Here is a 20052-nt window from a genome sequence, read left to right as displayed (position 1 = left end):
TTGAATAAGGCGCTATTGTACGCGGTCGGGCTGTGTCGGCCGGGCATTCACCGGCCACACCAGATCCAGCGGTCGCTGGAACGCCCGCCGCCAGATTGCCCCGCGCAACGAGCGCACATAGTTACGCCGCAGGTCGCGCGAGCGCACGGCCATATGAAACGCGAGCGCGAAACTGACGGCGACGTTCAGGATGGCCATGCTGCATACGCCCGCTATCGCCCACCAGAACTCCGGCAAATCCAGTGCCCCTTTGCCGAGCACGCCGAGCGCCACACCGATCGACCCCGCGCTCAGCGTCACGTGCCGGACCTCGAAGGTGAAGGCGAGCGCAGTCAGGACGGCGGGCACGAGGCCGAGCATCAGGCCGAGGGTGATATTGCCCACCACACCGGCCACGTTCGAGCGGCAGAATCTCGCGAGACGCGCGGCGCCGGCCGGCCCGAGCGTCATGCGCAAGCGGCGGTTGTACGTGAGCGCATCGGCGACCCGGTGCAGGACGAACCAGTTGTCGGCCCAGCCGGCGAGCAGGCTCGACGACCACAGCAGCACGCCGGTCAGCGCCGCATAAAACGGCGTGGGCCCGATCAGCGAGAACGAATGCAATGTCGCGTGAGCTTTCTCCGGCGAAATGATGTTCGCGTGAAATATCATATGCCACAGCAACTGCACGCTCAGACACACCGGGAAGACCAGCATCACGTTGCCGAACACGGCCGCGGCCTGGGTGCGGATCAGCGCGACCACCGAGCTTACGAAACTGTCCACGCCTTCGGGCGTACCGGCGCCGTCGAGCTCACGGGCGATCGTCGGTGCCGTCATGGCCGGCTGTTTGGTGGCGAGCGAGAAATGCAGGAAGTGCATCAGCAGAAAACTGGCCGCATAGTTGATGCCGGCGAGCAGGCCCTCCAGCATCGACTGCAGATGCGCGCCGGTGATCGCGAACTTCAGGCACACCGTCACCACGGTGACGAGGCCTCCGCCCGCGGCCATACGCAGCATTTTCAGATACTCGGCGCGATCTCGCGCAATATAGTGCTCGCCGGTATCGGCGCTGTATTCGACCACCTTGCGCGCCAGCAGGGAGAAGTTGCTGCGCATCAGGTGCGCGACGCTCTGGCTAGCATGGTTGGCGCTCACCAGTTCGGCGACGAGACGCGAGCTGGCGTGCAGATCGTCGGACGCCATCCACGCGTCCAGCAGATGCTCGGCGCGCTGGATACGCATGCGCATACGTTCGACCTGAAACACGATGTCGACGCTCACGCCGTTGCGGTACAGATGGCTAAAGACGTTATCGGTGGCAATGCGGCATTCGTCGAGCAGCACGCGCAGATAGTTGACCTCGTGCAGCAGCTTGCCCGGCTCCGCACCTTCCTCTTCCACCTGATGGGCCGCCTCAACGGCCAGCATCGCGCGCGTGAGACGGTAGAACGGCTGCTTCTCCATGGCCATGCGCACGTCGGCGTCGCCCAGACGACTGCGCACCGTTTGCGACAGTCCGGTTGAGCTGATCTGGCAAGTCAGGTTATGCAGAGCTGCGAGCAGATCGAGCGAGAAGGGCACACCCTCGCGCGGGTTGCCGGTGTCCAGCTCATAAGTGAACAGATCGCGAATGCGGGCGAGCAGATCGGTGGGCAGCGCGGCGATCCAATCAGCATCTTGCGCGGCGGTGAACATCAGCGTGAAGATCGCCGACAGGTCGCGGCGGTTCGGAGCGGGCGGAATCAGTGAGGATTCCAGACGCTCGAACAGCGCGCCGAAAAAGGCCGAATGCACCGGCATGCCGGCGTCGCACAGCAGCGAGATGCCGTCGCTCTCGCGCAGCAGCGCACGCAAAATACCCGCCACGTTCGCCTTCCACGCCGGGTTGCGGTCCAGCACATGCAGCAGATAGCGCAGGCGCGTGTGCTCGGGCAGCCGGCGTGCCTCGTCGGCGAGCGGCTCCTGCGTCACGGCCTGGACGGTCCCACCGCGATGGATCCAGTGCGCCAGTTCGATCAGCCATTCGCTGCGTTCTGCATACGGCGCGTGCTGATCGGCGATGGCCAGCAACGCGTCGAGCTGGTGCCCGCTATTGCATGACGCGCGCCATTTCTTTACGAAGGTTTTGAGGGAACGAAACATGGAGTGTTCAATGCGTGACGAGTCGCGATCCTTGGGATTGAAGCACTCAGGATCGCTAAACAGAAAGGATCCGGCAAGCTGGCCGGATGGGATAGGTCGCTACAGCGCCCCGCGTTAGGCTCGCGACGCGGAAGCAGGTTCGTTGACGTCAAGAGGTACTGCTGCAGATGTCGCAGCAGAGAGTGCGGCAGACGCTCGATGCGCGTCCGCCGCAGCCATGCTGACAGATCAGCTGTTCGCGCCAGTACGCATGCTGGTCAGTCCAAGCGCAAGACTGGCAGCAAGACCGCCGGCACCGTCGAGCGCGGCGCTCGGACCGCCCGGCAGTGGACAAGGGATCGTCGCCGGAGACATCCGCGCCGGCGCGCCGGCAGCGGCTTTCGCAGACGCGCCAGTGGGCACTCGAGGCGCGGCAGCGGCCATCGCCTCTATGCCGGCGGCGATCTGCGTGGAGATCTGCTGCACGGCCTGGCGATGGCCGTCGACCAGCGCGTCATAGCCTGCCGTCACCGGTTCGGTGATGGTGCTGCGGCACGTCATGATGGTCTCGCTGCGCACCGCACGCACGCTCCAGACGGCGTCGATCAATGCATGGGAGCCTGGCCACGACTCGAAGCGTTGCACGTTGACGGTGACCCGGTACACCGGCGTGCCTTCCGGATACGCGGTGCCGTACACGTCGATCGTGCCCAACTGCTGCGTGAGATCGGACGACAACGCGCGGCGGATCTCGTCGCCCGGCAGCGAAGCCCAGCGTTCCTGCTCGAGGATCTGCACCTGGGTCGAACCCGCCTGTACTACGAGCTGATTTTTCGCGACCTGCGACGGCACGTCGACCGGCGACACTTCGATCAGCAGCGCCGAGGCGGCGGCGCTGCGCGTGGTAGCGGGCGCAGCGTCGGCGCCCAGGGTGTAGAAGTGGCTCGGCGGCGACGACGAGCACGCCGCGAGCATCAGCAGTCCGGCACATGCGGCGAGGCACGCGGCGGCGCGGGCAAGCCCACGCGGCGAACGGGGGAGCCGGGCAAACATCATGGTTTATCTCCTGGTTTTCCGCGTAACAGCGATTCCGGATGGCGCTCCAGATAGTCCGACAGCGCATTCAGCGATTGCAGCGTGCGGGTCAGTTCCTGCAGCGCCTGATGCACGTCCGATTGCAGCGGCGAGTCCTGCTGCAGCGTCGCCTGAGCCGAGCCGAAGGTCTGCTTGGCGGCCGCCAGCGTGTCGCGTGCCTGCGGCACCACCTCGTTGTTCAGGCGCGTGAACAACTGATCGGCGTTCTTCAGCGAGCTGTTCAGGTTGGCCCCGATCTGGTCGAACGGAACCTGATCGAGTTTCTTCGCGATATCGGCCACCTGCAATTGCAACTCGTCGAGCGTGTTCGGGATCGTCGGCAGCTCGAGCGGATCGCTGTGGACATCGACCGAGGCAGGCGCCGCCTTCGGGAAGATATCGAGCGCGACATACAACTGGCTCGTAATCAGATTGCCTGTGCGCAACTGGCCGCGCAATCCATTCTTGACGAGGCGTTCCAGCAGATCCTGCCCGGCTACGCTGCCCGGCTCCGGTGCCGAGTCGCGGAAACGCTTGCCGAGGCGGTCGGGGTACAGGTTCATCGTCACCGGCATCGTGAAGTTGCGGGTCTTCGGATCGTAGTCGATGCCGATGTTGGTCACCTGGCCCAGCACGATGCCGCGGAAATCGACCGGTGCTCCGACCGACAGCCCACGCAGCGACTGGTTGAAGTTCATCACCACGCGCAGCGGCACGCCGTCGGGTTCGCGCATCGCGTCGGTTTCATCCGAGCCGAGGCGGAAGGTCATGTTTTGCGGCGCCTGCGCACCGACCGGCTGCCCCGGCGGCGACTGGAACGACAGACCGCCCACCAGCACCGTGGCGAGCGACTGCGTGTTCAGTTTGAAGCCGCTCGAATCGAGCCGCAGATCGACGCCGCTCGCATGCCACCAACGCGTGTTGACGCCGACATACTGGTCGTAAGGCGCGGCGACGAACACCTGCATAGTCACTCCGGTGCCGTCCTTGTCGAGCGAGAAGCCCACGACCTGGCCGACCTGCACGCGGCGGTAGAAGATCGGCGAACCGATATCGATCGAGCCGAGCGAATCGCCATGCAGCGTGAAGCGGTGACCCTTCTGGTCGCCGGTAATGGGCGGCGGTGTTTCGAGCCCGACGAAATCCTTCTGCGTATCCTGCGAATGACCGGCATCGACGCCAATGTACGCACCCGACAGCAGCGTGGTGAGGCCGGTGACGCCGCTTGCGCCAACGCGCGGACGCACCACCCAGAAGCGCGTGTCCTTGACGGCGAAGTTTTCGGCTTCCTTGGTCAACTGGACCTGGATCAGGACGTGCGAGAGATCCTTCGACAGCGTGACGTTCTTCACGAGGCCGATATTGACGTCCTTGTACTTGACCTGGGTCTTGCCGGGTTCGAGCCCTTCGGCATTGCTGAAGCTGATACTGATTTCCGGTCCCTTTTCGGTGACCGATTTGATCACGAGCGCGATGCCGATCAGCGCGGCGATCAGCGGGATCACCCAGACGAGCGACGGCAACCAGTGGCTGCGCGGTTCGATCTCGGGATCGGGCAGGTTGGGCGGCAGCGTGGGTCCGTTCGAATCGTTGCGCGGCGCGCTGGGGGCGGGCGTCGGTCCTTGCGGGCTAGTCATGTTTGGGGTCCTGAGATTGTTGGATGCTGGCTTGCGTGCCTTCTTGCGGGCCTGTCACGCGCTTCGTCTTCTTTTTTACACTGTTGTCCGCGCCATCCACGGTGTCCCAGATGAGCCGTGGGTCGAACTGCATCGACGCGATCATGGTCAGAATCACCACCGAGCCGAACGCAATGGCGCCAGGGCCGGCTGTGATCACCGCGATTGACTTGAAGCGCACCAGCGCGACCGTCAGCGTGACGACGAACACGTCGAGCATTGACCAGCGCCCGATCCGCTCGACCATGCGGTACAGCATGGTGCGCTGCATCGGGCGCCAGCGCGAGCGGCGCTGGGCCGTGACGGTGAGGAGCACGAGCACGCTCAACTTGAGCATCGGCACCATGATGCTGGCGATAAACACAATGACCGCGAGCGGCCAGTCGCCCGAGGTCCAGAAGTAGACGACGCCGCTCATGATCGTGTCGTCTTCCGAGCCGAGCAGCGAGGAGGTGTGCATCACCGGCAACAGATTCGCCGGAATATACAGCAACGCAGCCGCAAGCAGTAGCGCCCAGGTGCGCATCAGGCTGTCCGGATTGCGCCGGTGCAACCTCGCGCCGCAGCGCGAGCAGTGCTGGGGGGTGATGGAACGGATGCGCGGTTCGACGCGGCCGCAGGCGTGACAGGAAACCAGGCCCGCGCGTAACGCGGTGACGTATTTCATCGTGCAGTCATCCCTGGTGGGGTACGGAGGGCTGGCCTGCGGTGTTCGTGAGCGTCGCGTTGACCGCTGCCGCCGCGCTGTCGGCGGTCGTGCGCGGCATCGGCCGGGCGCGCCGTGCGGTCAGCTCGTCGGCGATGTCCCACAAGGTGCGCGGGTCGAACATGAGCACCACCGCGAACATCAAGGTCAGCGCGCCGAATGCGAAGAGCGCCGCCTCGGGGATCACGCGAGCAAGGCTCACCATCTTCACGATGGTGATCAGCACGCCGAGCATAAACACCTCGATCATGCCCCATGGCCGCACGAACTGGATGGCCCGCAGCACCTGGTTGAAGGCTGGCGGCACATAGCCTGAACGGATCGGGATCAGCACGTAGAGCAGCGCAACGAGTTCGGTCAACGGGAACAGCGTGGTCGCGCAAAACACCATTACCGCGACGATCTGCATATCCTGGTCCCAAAGGGCGACGAGCGCGCCGAACAGGGTGGTTTGCGAGGTGATGCCATTGGCATCGAGTTCGAGAATCGGATAGCCCTGGGCGATCAGAAAGGTGAACAATGCGGCCAGCGTCATGGCGCTGATGCCGTCCAGCCGCCGCGACGCGCTCCGATACAGGGTCGCACCGCAACGTGGGCAGCGCGCCACGGAGCGGCTGCCGAGCAGGCGCGGCTTCTGGAAAAGGGTGTCGCACTCGTGGCACGCGATCAGGTTGTCATGTTCCATGCGGCTGAAGGGCAAAACGACGTGAGCGGGGGCGTGCAACGCAAGCTTGCACGGTGGGGACTGGCGAAAGCCTGGAGCAATAGTACCAAAGGCATCCTCCATGCGTGCTTTGCTCGGCGCGAGAAGCCCGTCAGACAAGCGTACCGCTTCCTTAAGATTTCCGACAGGTATCGGACATTTTCGGGCCCTAATTGTTCAATCGCTTTTATAGCGCCTGCTTGAGCGCGTGGGACGCTTCGCTGAACTACGCCTGCCGGCTTTTTCGGCTTGGGGTAGCATGGCGGCCTTGGCGTGTGTCGCGGCAGGCCGGCGATTCCGGCTGCAGCGACCCTACGCAATTCGCATATGGGACGACCCGCCTGCTTTGGACTGGATTGTCATCCGCTTGCGCCGCTAACCTTTCAGCTTGCGTTGACCTGTCATGGCAATCAAATCCACCTTCGGCGCTCGCGAGTCCTACACGCGAACAGCCATTGCATTTCACTGGCTGATCGCGCTCCTGATCGTGTGCGGCTTCGGGCTTGGCTGGGTGATGACCGATATCCCCGGCTTTACGCCTGCCAAGCTGCGCTATTTCTCCTGGCATAAATGGATCGGCGTGACGGTGTTCGCGCTGTCGGTGCTGCGCATCCTCTGGCGCGCCACCCACGGCGCCCCCCCGTTGCCTCGCCGCATGGCGTCGTGGCAACGCACCGCCGCGCATCTGACGCACCTGTTGCTCTACGTGCTGATGATTGCGATTCCTGTGTCCGGTTATCTTTACAGTTCCGCAGCCAATGTGCCGGTGGTGTACCTGGGCCTCGTGCCGCTGCCGCGCCTGATCGCACCCGATCCCGTTCTCAAGGTAGTGCTGAAGAATATCCACATCACGCTCAACTACACGCTACTCGTACTGTTCGTGTTGCACGTGGCCGCGGCGCTCAAGCATCAATGGCTGGACCGCGACGGTCTGCTGTCGCGCATGATCCCTTTCATCAAATAAGGAATAAACGACATGAAGGTTTCGTTTTATCGCTACATGCTGGCGGCGTTCGCTGCCGCGTCGCTGAGCGCGGCGGGCAGCGCGCTCGCTCAGGTCGATGTCTCGAAGAGCACGATTACCGCGACCTCGAAGCAGATGAACGTGCCGGTGGACGGCAAGTTCAACAAGTTCACCGCGCAGGTCTCCTTCGACCCGGCGAAACCGGCCGAAGGCAGCGCGCAGTTCAGCGTCGACGTGGGCAGCTATGATCTGGGTGACGACAGTTACAACGAGCAGGTGCGCGGCAAGGACTGGTTCGACGCGAAGACTTTCCCGCAGGCGACCTTCGTCTCGAGCGCGATCGCACCGGCGGGTGGCAACCAGTTCAAGGTGACCGGCAAGCTGACCATCAAGGGCAAGTCGCAGACGGTGGTGGTGCCTGTCACCGTGACCCAGCAGGGCGCCACCCAGGCCTTCGACGGTTCGCTGCCGATCAAGCGCACGCAGTTCGATATCGGCACCGGCGAGTGGAAAGACACCTCGGTGGTGGCCGACGACGTGGTCATCAAGTTTCATATCGTTGCAGCACATAAGTGACGTGACGCGTACTGCGGTGACACCTGCCGCAGCCGCACTGCGAACCCGCCGCGCGCCTCGCGCGCTGTGCTTTCCTGAAAGGAGCATGCCTTGAAAAAAACTCTGCTGATCGCTGCTGCCGCCCTGACGGCCTCTGTCTCGTTCAGTGCTGTGGCGGCTGACACGTATATGCTCGACCCGACTCACACCTATCCGAGCTTCGAGGCGGATCACTTCGGCGGCCTGTCGGTGTGGCGCGGCAAGTTCACGAAAAGCTCCGGCATGGTGACGCTCGACCGCGCGGCAAAAACCGGCACGGTCGACGTGACGGTCGACCCGGCTTCGGTCCAGACCGGCAACCCCAAGCTCGACGAGCATCTGCAATCCAACGAATTCTTCGACGTCACGAAATATCCTTCGGTAACCTACAAAGGCACGGACATCAAGTTTGACGGCGACAAGCCGGTCGAAGTAATCGGTAGCCTCACGATGCATGGCGTCACCAAGCCGCTGAATCTGACGATCGACACGTTCAAGTGCATGCAGCATCCGGTGCTTAAGCGCGAAGTGTGCGGCGTGGAAGCGAGCGCCCATTTCAACCGCGCGGATTACGGCATGGACTTCGGCAGCAGGTATGGTTTCAGCATGGACACCAAGCTGGATATACAGGCGGAAGGCATCAAGCAGTAAGAGGCGCTGGCGGCGCTGTCGTGCCATTGCAGAAGAAACCGCTTCGTTCGCTATGCGACGAAGCGGTTTTTTTAAAACGATAATTTCGCGCGCAACGGAGATCTGCATGAACGTAACGACGTCTGCAAGCCTGGCGGCGAGCCGCCCGGATTCCTGGCGCGTGGTGGTTGCCGCGTCGATCGGCAACGCGCTCGAATGGTTCGATCTGGTTGTCTACGGCTTTTTCGCGGTCGTGATCGCGAAGCTGTTCTTTCCCACCGGCAACGACACCGTTTCGTTGCTTCTGACGCTCGGCACTTTCGGGGTGTCGTTCTTCATGCGGCCACTCGGCGCCATATTGATTGGCGCCTACGCGGACCGTGCCGGGCGCAAGGCAGCGCTCACATTGTCAATCCTGCTGATGATGAGCGGCACGCTGATCATCGCCATCCTTCCCTCGTACCAGACCATCGGCCTCGCGGCGCCGCTGATCCTCGTGGCGGCGCGCCTGATGCAGGGCTTTTCCGCGGGTGGTGAGTTCGGCAGTGCGACGGCTTTTCTCGCCGAGCACGAGCCCGACCGCCGTGGGTTCTTCGCGAGCTGGCAGGTGGCAAGCCAAGGGCTGACCACGCTGCTGGCGGCAGTATTCGGCGTGGTGCTGACGGGCAAGCTGTCGGCTGAGCAGATGGCTTCATGGGGCTGGCGCGTGCCGTTTTTCTTCGGTCTGCTGATTGGGCCCGTGGCGTGGTACATCCGGACGCGCCTCGATGAGACGCCGGAATTCCTGGCTGCGGAGCCCACCGCCACACCGCTGCGCGACACTTTTACGAGTCAGAAGCTGCGTTTGCTGATTGCGATGGGCGTTGTGGTGCTCGGTACCGTGTCCACCTACCTCGTGCTGTTCATGCCGACTTACGGTGTGAAGCAACTAGGCTTGGCGCCTTCGGTCGCGTTTGCCGCGATCGCCTTGACCGGCGTGATTCAGATGCTGTTTGCGCCGCTAGTCGGGCGTCTGTCGGACCGGCATGGCCGCACGCGGATCATGCTCGTGTCGGCGGTCCTGCTGCTGGTGTTGATCTATCCGGCGTTCGTCTACCTGGTCGCTCATCCGAGCTTCGGGACCCTGATCGTCGTGCAGATCGTGCTTGGCTTCCTGATGACCGGTTATTTCGGCGCGTTGCCGGGTTTGCTGTCGGAGATTTTCCCGGTGCAAACACGCACAACCGGCATGTCACTCGCCTACAACATTGCGGTGACGATCTTCGGCGGGTTTGGCCCGTTCATCATCACGTGGCTGATCGGCGCCACGGGGTCGAAGGTCGCGCCCAGTTTCTACATGATGTTCGCCGCGGTGGTGAGCCTCGCTGCCTTGATTGCCGCGCGGCGTAAGCTTGGGTTTAGTTGAAGGGTTGAAGGACGCGTTCAGCGGCGGTAAACGAAAAAGGCCGGTTCGACTGAACCGGCCTTTGCATTTACGACTGGCAGTGCTTTGTTGACAATCCGCAACTGCTTCGAACCTCAGACCTGCGCGCCCGCGTTCGGGTCGTTCGGATCGTGGCGTTCCTTCTTGTCCTTCACCAGATCTTCGCGTTTCACGCCGAGCCACATTGCCAGCGCTGCCGCAACGAACACCGACGAATAGATACCGAACAAAATACCGACGGTCAGTGCCAATGCGAAGTAGTGCAGCGTCGGACCGCCGAACAGGAACATCGACAGCACCATCATCTGCGTACAGCCGTGGGTGATGATGGTCCGCGACATCGTGCTGGTAATCGCGTGGTTGATGACTTCGATGACCGTCATCTTGCGTTCGCGGCGGAAGGTTTCGCGAATCCGGTCGAAGATAACCACGGATTCGTTCACCGAGTAACCGAGCACCGCGAGCACGGCGGCCAGCACCGAGAGCGAGAACTCCCACTGGAAGAACGCGAAGAAGCCGAGAATGATCACCACGTCGTGCAGGTTGGCGATCACACCGGCGACGGCGTACTTCCATTCGAAGCGGAACGACAGATAGATCACGATGCCGGCCACCACGCAGGCAAGCGCGAGCAGGCCGTTGGTGACGAGTTCCTTGCCGACCTGCGGGCCGACGAACTCGACGCGTTGCAACTGCACCTGGGCATCTTCACCCTTCAGCGCGCCCATCACCTGATCGCTCTGCTGAGCGGAGGTCAGGCCGGCCTTGACCGGCAGACGGATCAGCACATCGCGCGAGGTGCCGAAATTCTGCACCTGGGCGTCCGGGTAACCGAGCTTGGCGAGCGTGCCGCGCACCGGCTCGAGGGGCACGGTGCCCGGATACTGGACTTCGATGACCGTACCGCCGGTGAACTCCACCGACAGATGCAGCCCGCGATGCAGCAGGAAAAACACAGCAGCGATAAACGTCAGCAGCGAGATCGCGTTGAACACCAACGCGCGCTGCATGAGCGGCAAATCTTTGCGAATGCGGAAAAATTCCATGGTCTTGTTCTCCGGGACTCAGCGGGATGAACCCGGTTTCTGCGGCGTGTTGCTGTTGCGGCGGCGCACCGTCGGCTTGCCGGCGGCGGCGCGAGTCTGGGCTGCGGCCTTCGGCTTGGCAGAGGCCGCGGCGACGGCGCGTGCCGTGTCCGTAGCGGCATCTTCGCTGCCAAGATACGCAGCAGCGCCTGCAGCCTCGACCGCTGCCGGCCTCCAGACCTGGCCAATCGCCAGCGACTTCAGCTTCTTCTTGCCGCCGTACCAGAGGTTCACGAGACCGCGCGAGAAGAACACCGCGGAGAACATCGAGGTCAGGATGCCGATACAGTGCACGATCGCGAATCCGCGGACCGGACCCGAGCCGAAGGCGAGCAGCGCCAGACCGGCGATCAGCGTGGTCACGTTCGAGTCGAGAATGGTTGCCCATGCATGCGCGTAGCCGTTCTGGATGGCCAGTTGGGCGGGCGCACCGTTACGCAGCTCTTCACGCACCCGCTCGTTGATCAGCACGTTCGCGTCAATGGCCATACCGAGCGCCAGTGCGATAGCGGCAATACCCGGCAAGGTCAGCGTGGCCTGCAGCATGGACAGCACGGCGACCAGCAGCAGCAGGTTGACCGACAGGCCGATCATCGAGATCACGCCGAACAGCATGTAGTACGCGATCATGAAGACGGCGATGGCGGTAAAGCCCCAGATCACCGAGTGGAAGCCCTTCTTGATGTTATCGGCGCCAAGGCTCGGGCCGATCGTGCGTTCTTCGATGATGTCCATCGGCGCCGCCAGCGAACCGGCGCGCAGCAGCAAGGCGAGGTCGGCGGCGGCTTGCGGCGTCGGCTGGCCGGTGATCTGGAAGCGGTCACCCAGTTCCGACTGGATCGTCGCGACCGTCAGCACCTGGCCCTTGCCCTTTTCGAACAGCACCATCGCCATCGGCTTGCCGATGTTGTCGCGCGACACGCTCGCCACGGCCCGGCCACCGGCCGAATCGAGACGGATGTTGACCGACGGACGTTGATGTTCGTCAAAGCCCGCCGACGCGTCGATGATGCGGTCGCCGGTGAAGATCACCTGTTTGCGCAACAGCACCGGTACCTGGTTGCCTTCGGTGAACAGTTCGTCACCCGGCGGCACCGGATCGCCCGGGTTCGGATGGAGGTTCACCGGATCCGCCAGACGCGCTTCGAGCGTCGCCGTGCGGCCGATGATGTCCTTCGCCTTCGCCGTGTCCTGCACGCCCGGCAATTCGACCACGATGCGGTCGGAGCCTTGCTGCTGGATCACCGGTTCGGCCACACCCAGTTCGTTGACCCGGTTATGCAGCGTTGTGATGTTCTGCTTGAGCGCCGCATCTTCGACGGTTCTCTGCACCGCCGGCGTGAACGTGCCGACCAGTTGCATGGTGCCGTCAGGCGCCGTCTGGGTCGCCCACTGGAGTTCGCTGATGCTGCGCGAGAGCTGCTTGCTCGCCGCGTCCGCCGTGTCCTTGTCGGCGAAATTGATCACCACGGTCTGGTTGACGCGGTTCACGCCGCCATCACGGATGTTGTTGTCGCGCAGCAAGGTGCGCGCGTCCGAGGCGTCGGAATCGAGCTTCTTGTTCAGCGCGCCTGCCATGTCCACCTGCAGCAGGAAGTGCACACCGCCACGCAGGTCGAGGCCGAGGTACATCGGCAGTGCGTGCAGGGCGGTCAGCCAGCGCGGTGACGCGCTTTGCAGGTTCAGGGCGACAACGAAGTTAGGATCGGTCGGGTCGCTGTTCAGCGTCTTCGACAGCAGGTCCTTCACGCGCAACTGCGTGTCGGTATCCGACAGACGCACGCGAATGTTCGCGTTGCTCGACGAGTTGTCGAACGTCACGTCGGAGGCGGTGATCTGATTGGCAGCCAGTGCGGCTTCGATTTGCGACAGTGTCGACGAATCGAGCTTGACCGTTGCCTTGCCGCTCAACACCTGCACCGCCGGCGCTTCGCCGAAGAAATTGGGCAATGTGTAGATGAGGCCGATGGCAAGCGCCACGACCATCACGACATATTTCCAGAGGGGGTAACGATTCATGGAGTGGTCCAACGGGAAGGTTGGCTTGGAAGCGATGCGTCCGGCGATGAGCGCGGGAGCCGCAGCGTACCTGTTGGCATGGATGACATGGCAGGCATTCTGGCTTCAGTTCCGCGAGGCCGCGCCGGACGCGAGAGAGCAGGCCTTACAGCGACTTGATCGTGCCCTTCGGGAGAATCGTCGTGACCGACGCCTTTTGCACGGTGATTTCCGTGCCTTCAGCGATTTCGACGCCGACATACGCGTCGCTAACCTTGGTCACCTTGCCGACGATGCCGCCGTTCGTGACCACTTCGTCGCCCTTCGCCATGGCGGAGAGCATGTTGCGGTGTTCTTTCTGGCGCTTCATTTGCGGGCGAATCATGATGAAGTACAGCACGCCGAACATCAGGATCAGCGGCAGGAAGCTCATCAGGCTCGATTCTGCACCACCTGAGCCTTGAGCGAAGGCGTTGGAAATGAACGACACGTTGGTCTCTCCGTTATAACGATCAAAAAAATCAGCCGATTATTCTACCACCGGCATTTGGTACGACGGCACGGCAAATGGGCTTTCCGATCAAGCTGTTAAAGCTTATTTGGGTGGTGTCGTAACGTAATTGTAATATTAAGGCTGTTGCACCGACGGTTTCTTCGGGGGAATCCGTCAGCGGGCGCTATTGTGCGCCTTCCTCGGGGCTTGTTTGTGCCCTTATCTTTGGTTGAGCACAGGCCTTCGGCGAAGCCCTTTCTGCGGGGCTATGGTAGGAACCCTCTAGGCGGCCTGCTCAACACCTCTTGCCCGGTTCTCGTGGAAGCGTTTGCGGAAGGCTTCGAACCCGTGCGCCTCGATGGACTCGCGGATTTCGCCCATCAGTTCGAGGTAGTAGTGCAGATTGTGAATCGTGTTGAGCTGCGCGCCAAGAATTTCGCCGACCCGATGCAGATGATGCAGGTAGCCGCGAGTGAAATTTCGGCAGGTGTAGCAGCCGCAAGTTTCGTCGAGCGGGCGCAGCGAGTTCTTGTGCGTCGCATTGCGGATCTTGATGTCGCCAAAGCGCGTGAACAGCCAGCCGTTGCGGGCGTTACGGGTCGGCATCACGCAGTCGAACATGTCGACGCCGGCCGCGACGCCGGCCACCAGATCTTCCGGCGTGCCCACGCCCATCAGGTAGTGAGGCTTGTCGGCTGGGAGCTTCGGACCGATGTGGTTGAGCACGCGCATCATGTCTTCCTTGGGCTCGCCGACCGACAAGCCGCCGATGGCGAGGCCGTGGAAGTCCATCTCCGCCAAACCGGCCAGCGATTCGTCGCGCAGGTCTTCGAACATGCCGCCCTGGACGATCCCGAACAGCGCGTTCGGGTTGCCGAGGCCGTTGAATTCGTTGATGGAACGCTGGGCCCAGCGCATCGACATGCGCATCGAGTCGGCGGCGTCCTTGTGCGAAGTGGGCACGTTGTTGGTCGCGTACGGCGTGCATTCGTCGAACTGCATGACGATGTCAGAGTTCAGCACCTTCTGGATCTGCATGGACACTTCAGGCGACAGGAACAGCTTGTCGCCGTTGATCGGCGATGCGAATGTGACGCCATCCTCGGTGATCTTGCGCAGATCGCCGAGCGAAAACACCTGAAAGCCGCCGGAGTCCGTGAGGATGGGTTTATTCCAGCCCATGAAACGGTGCAAGCCGCCGTGTGCGCCGATCGTCTCCAGCCCTGGACGCAGCCACAGGTGGAAGGTGTTGCCGAGGATGATCTGCGCGTGCATTTCCTCGAGCTCGCGCGGCTGAACCGCCTTCACTGTGCCGTAAGTGCCCACCGGCATGAAGATCGGCGTTTCGACCACGCCGTGATTCAGCGTCAGGCGACCGCGACGCGCCTGGCCGTCGGTGGTGAGTAGCTCGAATTTGAGGCCATTGGCGGGGCGTTCGGCGGTGTTGTCACCGTGATTGGCGCAAGTTGGGCAGGCCGCGCCTGCGGCGCTTGTATCGTGGGTATGACCGTCGGTCATGGAGACTCCTGTGCCACCGGAGAACAGTCCGGCGCAAATGAAATGCCGCCACGCGAGCCGCGGCGGCGGGGTAAAGAAAATAAGGACGTCAGGTCTTAGCCGTCGTTGCGCGTCAGCAGCATGGCGTCGCCATAGCTAAAGAAGCGGTAGCGCTCCTCGATCGCGTGCCGGTAAGCAGCGCGGATCGTCTCGATGCCCGCAAACGCCGACACCAGCATAAGCAATGTCGACTTCGGCAAATGGAAATTCGTCACCAGCCGGTCTACCACGCGGAACTTGTACCCGGGCGTGATGAAAATATCAGTCTCGGCGCTGGTCGCTGCGAGCGGCCGGCCGGCGGCCTCCGCGTCGCGGGCGGCGGCTTCGAGCGCGCGCATCGAGGTCGTGCCCACCGCGATCACGCGATTGCCACGCGCCTTCGTTGCCGCGATCCGGTCCACCAGCGTTTGCGGCAACTGATACCACTCGCTATGCATCTTGTGCTCGGAGAGCTTTTCCACCCGCACCGGCTGGAACGTGCCCGCGCCGACATGCAGCGTCAGCGTCGCGCGCTCCACGCCCCGTTCGTCGAGACGGGCGAGCAGCGCGTCGTCGAAGTGCAAGCCCGCGGTTGGCGCGGCCACCGCGCCCGGATTCTGCGCGAACACCGTCTGGTAGCGGTTTTCGTCGGTCGCGTCGGGGTCGTGCTCGATGTAGGGCGGCAGCGGCAGGCGGCCGAACTGCTCGATTAGCGTCAGGCAGTCTTCTGGAAAGTGCAGCGTATAGAACGGCTCGACGCGCTCGCCGACCGTCACGTCGAACGCGTCGGCGAGGCGCAGCGTCGTACCGGGCGCGGGGCTCTTGCTGGCGCGAATCTGCGCGAGCGCCGTGCGCTCGCCGGTCAGCCGCTCGACCAGCACCTCGATCTTGCCACCACTGGCCTTTTGGCCGAGGAAGCGCGCCCTCAGGACTTTGGTATCGTTGAACACCAGCAGATCGCCCGGCACGATGCATTCGGGCAGTTCCGCAAAGCGGCGGTCGGTGAGACGCGCGGGCGTAGCGAGGTTGTCCACTTCGAGCAGACGGCTCGCGCTGCGTTCTGGCAACGCGGTTTGCGCGATCAACTCGGGCGGCAGGTCGAAATCGAAATCGGAAAGCGTGAACATGCGGACTGGCTGGCTGCTGGACGTAAAACGAAACGGAATTGGGCCGAAGCCGGGCGGAATTGCACCGAAGCCTCACGGCGGGCGGCTATGATTGCGGGACGCCGCAGCGGCGCCTCATGGCTGGTTATAGCCGGTGCGCTGCGAGGCCGCGAAACCTTTGAAAGCCGATATTGTACTTGCGAAGCAACCCATGCCTTTGTCCGACCGCCGTTTGCCCTCTGCTACTGACGAAGTGAGCGCCGAGCCGAAGCGCCCCGCCGCCCGCGGCAAAGGGGGCGAACTGCTCAATTCCGGGCCGGGACAAGAAGCCAAATCGGCTAAGGTGACTAAAGCGGGCGAGGTGGGCAAGACACCGAAGACATCAAAAACGCCGAAGACCTCCAGGGCAGCAGATAAGGCTGCGCCGGCGCTCACCAAAACCGCGGACAAGCTCGCCAAACTCGGCCTCACGAGCGACATCAATCTGGTCCTGCATCTTCCGATGCGCTACGAGGACGAGACCTCGCTCACGCCGATCGCACATCTGCTGCCGGGCGGCATCGCGCAGACCGAAGGCGTGGTGTTCGACAACGAAATAGCCTATCGTCCGCGCCGTCAGTTGCTGGTCAAACTGCGTGACGAAGACGGCGACGAACTGGTGCTGCGCTTTCTGAATTTCTACGGCTCGCAGGTCAAGCAGATGGCGATCGGCGCGCGGCTTCGCGTGCGTGGCGATGTCCGCGGCGGCTTCTTCGGAATGGAGATGGTCCATCCGGCGGTGCGCGTCGTCGATGACGACACGCCCCTGCCGCAGGCGCTGACGCCCGTCTATCCGAGCACGGCCGGCGTGAGCCAGGCGTATCTGCGCAAAGCGATCGATAACGCGCTCTCGCGCACGGCATTGCCGGAATTGCTGCCGGAACCGGTCGCCAAGGCGTATCTGGAGCCGCTCGGCGTGCCGCCGCTGATGCAGGCGGTGCGCATGCTGCATCATCCGGGCGTGGATTCCGACGAAACCGCGCTGATGGACGGCACGCACCCGGCATGGGTGCGGATCAAGTTCGAGGAACTGCTCGCGCAACAGATGTCGCTCAAGCGCGCGCACGATGAGCGCCGCACCCGCGCAGCGCCGAGCATGTCGCGGCGCACAGCGGACGATCCCGCCTCGTTGGTGGCGCGTCTTCTGAAAGCGCTGCCGTTTTCGCTGACCCGTGCCCAGGAGCGCGTAGGCGGGGAAATTGCCCTGGATCTGACCCAGCCGCATCCGATGCAGCGCCTGCTGCAGGGCGATGTGGGTAGCGGCAAGACCATCGTCGCCGCGCTCGCCGCGGCGCAGGCCATCGACGCGGGCTATCAGGCCGCCCTGATGGCGCCCACCGAAATCCTCGCGGAACAGCACGCGCGCAAGCTGCGCGGCTGGCTGGAACCGCTCGGCGTGAGCGTCGCGTGGCTGGCGGGTAGTCTAAAGACGAAAGAAAAGCGCGCCGCAATCGAAGCCGCGGCGCTCGGCACCGCGCAACTGGTGATCGGCACGCACGCGATTATCCAGGATGCGGTGGAATTCGCGCGACTTGGGCTCGTGATCGTCGACGAACAGCACCGGTTCGGCGTCGCCCAGCGGCTCGCGCTGCGCGCGAAGGCGCAGAACGCGGCGGACGGCGCGAGCGATTTCCAGCCGCATCAATTGATGATGTCTGCCACGCCAATCCCGCGCACGCTGGCGATGACCTACTACGCAGATCTCGACGTCTCGACCATCGACGAACTGCCGCCCGGCCGCACGCCGATTCTGACCAAGCTTGTGTCCGACGCGCGCCGCGAGGAGGTGATCGGTCGCGTGCGCGAGGCGGCGCTGACGGGGCGTCAGGTCTACTGGGTATGTCCGCTGATCGAAGAGAGCGAGACGCTGCAACTCCAGACCGCCGTCGAAACCTACGAAACGCTAATCGCCGCGTTGCCCGAGCTGAACGTGGGTCTCGTGCACGGGCGGCTTGCTCCCGCCGAAAAAGCGGCGGTGATGGACGCGTTCACCCGCAACGAAGTGCAGTTGCTGGTCGCGACCACGGTGATCGAGGTGGGCGTGGATGTGCCGAACGCGTCGTTGATGGTGATCGAGCATGCGGAGCGCTTCGGCCTCGCGCAATTGCACCAGTTGCGCGGCCGGGTCGGACGGGGCAGTGCGGCGTCGGTTTGCGTGCTGCTCTACACCGGGCCACTGTCAATCACGGCTCGCGCCCGCCTGCAAACCATGCGCGAAACCACTGACGGCTTCGAAATTGCGCGCCGCGACCTCGAAATCCGCGGTCCCGGCGAGTTTCTCGGCGCGCGCCAGTCTGGCGCCGCCATGCTGCGGTTCGCCGACCTCGAGCAGGACGGCTGGTTGATCGAGCCGGCGCGCGAGGCGGCGGCGCACCTGCTGCAGGCACATCCGGATGTCGTGACCCAGCATCTGGCCCGATGGCTCGGTGCCCGCGAGCAATATCTGAAAGCCTGAAGATCTGAAGCAAGGCCTTGGTGACGGCGTCAATTGGAGCAAAGTTACGTTCGTAACCGTTTGCGGGCATTCCCTGTGCTGGGGGTGGTTGGCGAATTGGCCCCATAGGTGTATAACAGAAACCTATCGAATTCATCGCACTGATTGGTCCCCAATGACGCTCACTGAATTGAAATATATCGTCGCGGTTGCTCGCGAGCGGCATTTTGGCCGCGCGGCCGAGGCGTGTTTCGTCAGCCAGCCGACGCTGTCGGTGGCGATCAAGAAGCTTGAAGACGAACTGAATGTGCAGATTTTCGAGCGTGGTACGAGCGAAGTCAGCGTCACGCCGATCGGCGAGCAGATCGTCACGCAGGCGCAGCGGGTGTTGGAGCAGACGCTGGCTATCAAGGAAATCGCCAAGCAGGGCAAAGACCCGCTGGTTGGGCCGCTGCGGCTGGGCGTCATCTATACGATTGGACCGTACCTGCTGCCCACGCTGGTCAAGCAGATGATCAAGCGTGTCCCGCAAATGCCGCTGATGCTGCAGGAGAATTACACGCTCAAGCTGATCGAATTGCTCAAGCAGGGCGAAATCGACGTCGCGATCATGGCGCTGCCGTTCCCGGAAACGGGGCTGATGCTGCGCCCGCTTTACGACGAGCCGTTTGTCGTTGCGCTGCCGTCTGGTCATGCCTGGGAGCATCGCTCGAAGATCGATCCGGACGATCTGAAGCAGGAAACCATGCTGCTGCTCGGCAGCGGCCACTGCTTCCGCGATCACGTGCTGGGCGTGTGTCCTGAGCTTATGCGCTTCTCGCAGAATGCAGACGGCATCCAGAAGACCTTCGAAGGCTCGTCGCTGGAGACGATCCGCCATATGGTGGCGAGCGGCGTTGGTATCACGGTTCTGCCACGCATGTCGGTGCAGGAGGTGAAGCCGCACGCGGGTGGCGTCGATTCGGGGCTGCTTAGCTATGTGGCCTTCGACGAACCGGTGCCGGATCGCCGCGTCGTGCTGGCCTGGCGCAAGAGCTTCACGCGCATGCCCGCCATCGAGGCCATCTGCGATGCCATCAACGCCTGCGAATTGCCCGGCGTGAACAAGCTCGATCTGCCCGTCGCGGTGAACTGAGCGCGCCTTTAGAGGCAAGGCCGGCGCTGCCATGCGCGCCGGTCGGTAGTACCTGGGGTCAATAGCCTCGGCCCCTATCGAATAGATAAAATTAATCAAATATTAATTTTCGATAGCATTGTTATAGTCTCCTCCATGGATCAACCGATCCGACAAAACACGGAGGAAGTCATGAACCAGCCACAACCGCAGCAACCCCAGCAGGTTTCTTCCCAACGCGCCGTGCCGGCCCATCCGCTTGCAGCGTCGATGAACGGGATGCGGACCGCTGCGTTTTCGTTGCTGGTCGACCGCGCGCTCAGCGCTTAGGCCGTCGTTCGATCGCACTCTTTCCGAATCACCTTCCGCACAAA

At 63.0% G+C, this 20052-nt stretch carries 16 protein-coding genes and 1 pseudogene; 7 read left to right on the top strand and 10 right to left on the bottom strand.

Going from position 1 to position 20052, the window contains the following annotated elements:
- Positions 1 to 12: 12 nt before the first annotated feature.
- The 5 genes and pseudogenes from P3T40_RS06410 to P3T40_RS06390 all read right to left on the bottom strand — a co-directional run bounded on the left by P3T40_RS06410 (position 13) and on the right by P3T40_RS06390 (position 6244).
- Positions 13 to 2124, bottom strand: a complete 2112-nt coding sequence (locus tag P3T40_RS06410) for a site-specific recombinase (protein ID WP_429266843.1) — start codon at positions 2122 to 2124, stop codon at positions 13 to 15.
- Between the two features lie 318 nt (positions 2125 to 2442).
- A pseudogene (locus P3T40_RS06405) lies at positions 2443 to 3159 on the bottom strand (PqiC family protein); the annotation flags it as partial.
- The gene (locus P3T40_RS06400; protein ID WP_429266842.1) at positions 3156 to 4814 is read right to left on the bottom strand and encodes an intermembrane transport protein PqiB; all 1659 of its coding nucleotides are present in this window, start codon (positions 4812 to 4814) and stop codon (positions 3156 to 3158) included. The gene P3T40_RS06400 and the pseudogene P3T40_RS06405, both read right to left, overlap by 4 nt.
- Positions 4807 to 5520 carry a paraquat-inducible protein A gene (locus P3T40_RS06395; RefSeq protein ID WP_429266841.1) on the bottom strand — a complete coding sequence of 238 codons (714 nt, stop codon included), beginning with the start codon at positions 5518 to 5520 and terminating at the stop codon, positions 4807 to 4809. Before P3T40_RS06395 ends, P3T40_RS06400 begins: the two co-directional genes overlap by 8 nt.
- Positions 5521 to 5527: 7 nt before the next feature.
- Positions 5528 to 6244, bottom strand: a complete 717-nt coding sequence (locus P3T40_RS06390; RefSeq protein WP_429266840.1) for a paraquat-inducible protein A — start codon at positions 6242 to 6244, stop codon at positions 5528 to 5530.
- Positions 6245 to 6665: 421 nt separating this feature from the next.
- Between P3T40_RS06390 and P3T40_RS06385 the strand changes: the two genes are divergently transcribed.
- From P3T40_RS06385 to P3T40_RS06370, 4 genes are all read left to right on the top strand, one after another.
- The gene (locus tag P3T40_RS06385; protein WP_429266839.1) at positions 6666 to 7226 is read left to right on the top strand and encodes a cytochrome b; all 561 of its coding nucleotides are present in this window, start codon (positions 6666 to 6668) and stop codon (positions 7224 to 7226) included.
- A gap of 12 nt (positions 7227 to 7238) precedes the next feature.
- Positions 7239 to 7802, top strand: coding sequence for a YceI family protein (locus tag P3T40_RS06380; protein ID WP_429266838.1), 564 nt, complete (start codon positions 7239 to 7241; stop codon positions 7800 to 7802).
- 102 nt (positions 7803 to 7904) lie between these two features.
- Positions 7905 to 8471, top strand: coding sequence for a YceI family protein (locus P3T40_RS06375; RefSeq protein WP_429266990.1), 567 nt, complete (start codon positions 7905 to 7907; stop codon positions 8469 to 8471).
- 106 nt (positions 8472 to 8577) lie between these two features.
- The gene (locus P3T40_RS06370) at positions 8578 to 9855 is read left to right on the top strand and encodes an MFS transporter (RefSeq protein WP_429266837.1); all 1278 of its coding nucleotides are present in this window, start codon (positions 8578 to 8580) and stop codon (positions 9853 to 9855) included.
- 113 nt (positions 9856 to 9968) lie between these two features.
- Here the strand turns inward: P3T40_RS06370 and secF are convergent, their stop codons facing one another.
- The 5 genes from secF to queA form a co-directional block, all read right to left on the bottom strand.
- The gene (gene secF, locus P3T40_RS06365) at positions 9969 to 10919 is read right to left on the bottom strand and encodes a protein translocase subunit SecF (RefSeq protein ID WP_429266836.1); all 951 of its coding nucleotides are present in this window, start codon (positions 10917 to 10919) and stop codon (positions 9969 to 9971) included.
- Positions 10920 to 10937: 18 nt separating this feature from the next.
- Complete coding sequence (gene secD / locus P3T40_RS06360) at positions 10938 to 12977, bottom strand: protein translocase subunit SecD (RefSeq protein ID WP_429266835.1); 2040 nt, start codon at positions 12975 to 12977, stop codon at positions 10938 to 10940.
- Positions 12978 to 13122: 145 nt separating this feature from the next.
- On the bottom strand, positions 13123 to 13446 hold the full coding sequence (yajC, locus tag P3T40_RS06355) for a preprotein translocase subunit YajC (RefSeq protein ID WP_074302395.1): 324 nt from the start codon (positions 13444 to 13446) through the stop codon (positions 13123 to 13125).
- A gap of 285 nt (positions 13447 to 13731) precedes the next feature.
- Positions 13732 to 14967, bottom strand: coding sequence for a tRNA guanosine(34) transglycosylase Tgt (tgt, locus tag P3T40_RS06350; protein ID WP_429266834.1), 1236 nt, complete (start codon positions 14965 to 14967; stop codon positions 13732 to 13734).
- 95 nt (positions 14968 to 15062) lie between these two features.
- Positions 15063 to 16112 carry a tRNA preQ1(34) S-adenosylmethionine ribosyltransferase-isomerase QueA gene (gene queA, locus P3T40_RS06345; RefSeq protein ID WP_429266833.1) on the bottom strand — a complete coding sequence of 350 codons (1050 nt, stop codon included), beginning with the start codon at positions 16110 to 16112 and terminating at the stop codon, positions 15063 to 15065.
- Positions 16113 to 16302: 190 nt separating this feature from the next.
- Between queA and recG the strand changes: the two genes are divergently transcribed.
- The 3 genes from recG (at position 16303) to P3T40_RS06330 (ending at position 20008) form a co-directional block, all read left to right on the top strand.
- Entirely contained in the window at positions 16303 to 18585 is a 2283-nt protein-coding gene (gene recG, locus P3T40_RS06340) for an ATP-dependent DNA helicase RecG (RefSeq protein WP_429266832.1), read from the top strand.
- A 154-nt stretch (positions 18586 to 18739) separates the two neighbouring features.
- Positions 18740 to 19699, top strand: a complete 960-nt coding sequence (locus tag P3T40_RS06335; RefSeq protein WP_429266831.1) for a LysR substrate-binding domain-containing protein — start codon at positions 18740 to 18742, stop codon at positions 19697 to 19699.
- 171 nt (positions 19700 to 19870) lie between these two features.
- Complete coding sequence (locus tag P3T40_RS06330) at positions 19871 to 20008, top strand: hypothetical protein (RefSeq protein WP_429266830.1); 138 nt, start codon at positions 19871 to 19873, stop codon at positions 20006 to 20008.
- Positions 20009 to 20052: the final 44 nt, after the last annotated feature.

Origin of the sequence: Paraburkholderia sp. EB58, assembly GCF_050436665.1 — a bacterium.
GTDB lineage: Bacteria > Pseudomonadota > Gammaproteobacteria > Burkholderiales > Burkholderiaceae > Paraburkholderia.
This window is presented reverse-complemented; position numbering and strand designations above follow the sequence as displayed.

Bases quoted from the DNA above. Each gene is read 5' to 3' on its own strand.
- P3T40_RS06410 (WP_429266843.1), bottom strand. From the start codon at position 2,124: ATGTTTCGTTCCCTCAAAACCTTCGTAAAGAAATGGCGCGCGTCATGC.
- queA (WP_429266833.1), bottom strand. From the start codon at position 16,112: ATGTTCACGCTTTCCGATTTCGATTTCGACCTGCCGCCCGAGTTGATC.
- P3T40_RS06380 (WP_429266838.1), top strand. From the start codon at position 7,239: ATGAAGGTTTCGTTTTATCGCTACATGCTGGCGGCGTTCGCTGCCGCG.
- P3T40_RS06330 (WP_429266830.1), top strand. From the start codon at position 19,871: ATGAACCAGCCACAACCGCAGCAACCCCAGCAGGTTTCTTCCCAACGC.
- secF (WP_429266836.1), bottom strand. From the start codon at position 10,919: ATGGAATTTTTCCGCATTCGCAAAGATTTGCCGCTCATGCAGCGCGCG.
- P3T40_RS06335 (WP_429266831.1), top strand. From the start codon at position 18,740: ATGACGCTCACTGAATTGAAATATATCGTCGCGGTTGCTCGCGAGCGG.
- P3T40_RS06390 (WP_429266840.1), bottom strand. From the start codon at position 6,244: ATGGAACATGACAACCTGATCGCGTGCCACGAGTGCGACACCCTTTTC.
- P3T40_RS06395 (WP_429266841.1), bottom strand. From the start codon at position 5,520: ATGAAATACGTCACCGCGTTACGCGCGGGCCTGGTTTCCTGTCACGCC.
- P3T40_RS06370 (WP_429266837.1), top strand. From the start codon at position 8,578: ATGAACGTAACGACGTCTGCAAGCCTGGCGGCGAGCCGCCCGGATTCC.
- P3T40_RS06385 (WP_429266839.1), top strand. From the start codon at position 6,666: ATGGCAATCAAATCCACCTTCGGCGCTCGCGAGTCCTACACGCGAACA.
- secD (WP_429266835.1), bottom strand. From the start codon at position 12,977: ATGAATCGTTACCCCCTCTGGAAATATGTCGTGATGGTCGTGGCGCTT.
- P3T40_RS06400 (WP_429266842.1), bottom strand. From the start codon at position 4,814: ATGACTAGCCCGCAAGGACCGACGCCCGCCCCCAGCGCGCCGCGCAAC.
- recG (WP_429266832.1), top strand. From the start codon at position 16,303: ATGCCTTTGTCCGACCGCCGTTTGCCCTCTGCTACTGACGAAGTGAGC.
- tgt (WP_429266834.1), bottom strand. From the start codon at position 14,967: ATGACCGACGGTCATACCCACGATACAAGCGCCGCAGGCGCGGCCTGC.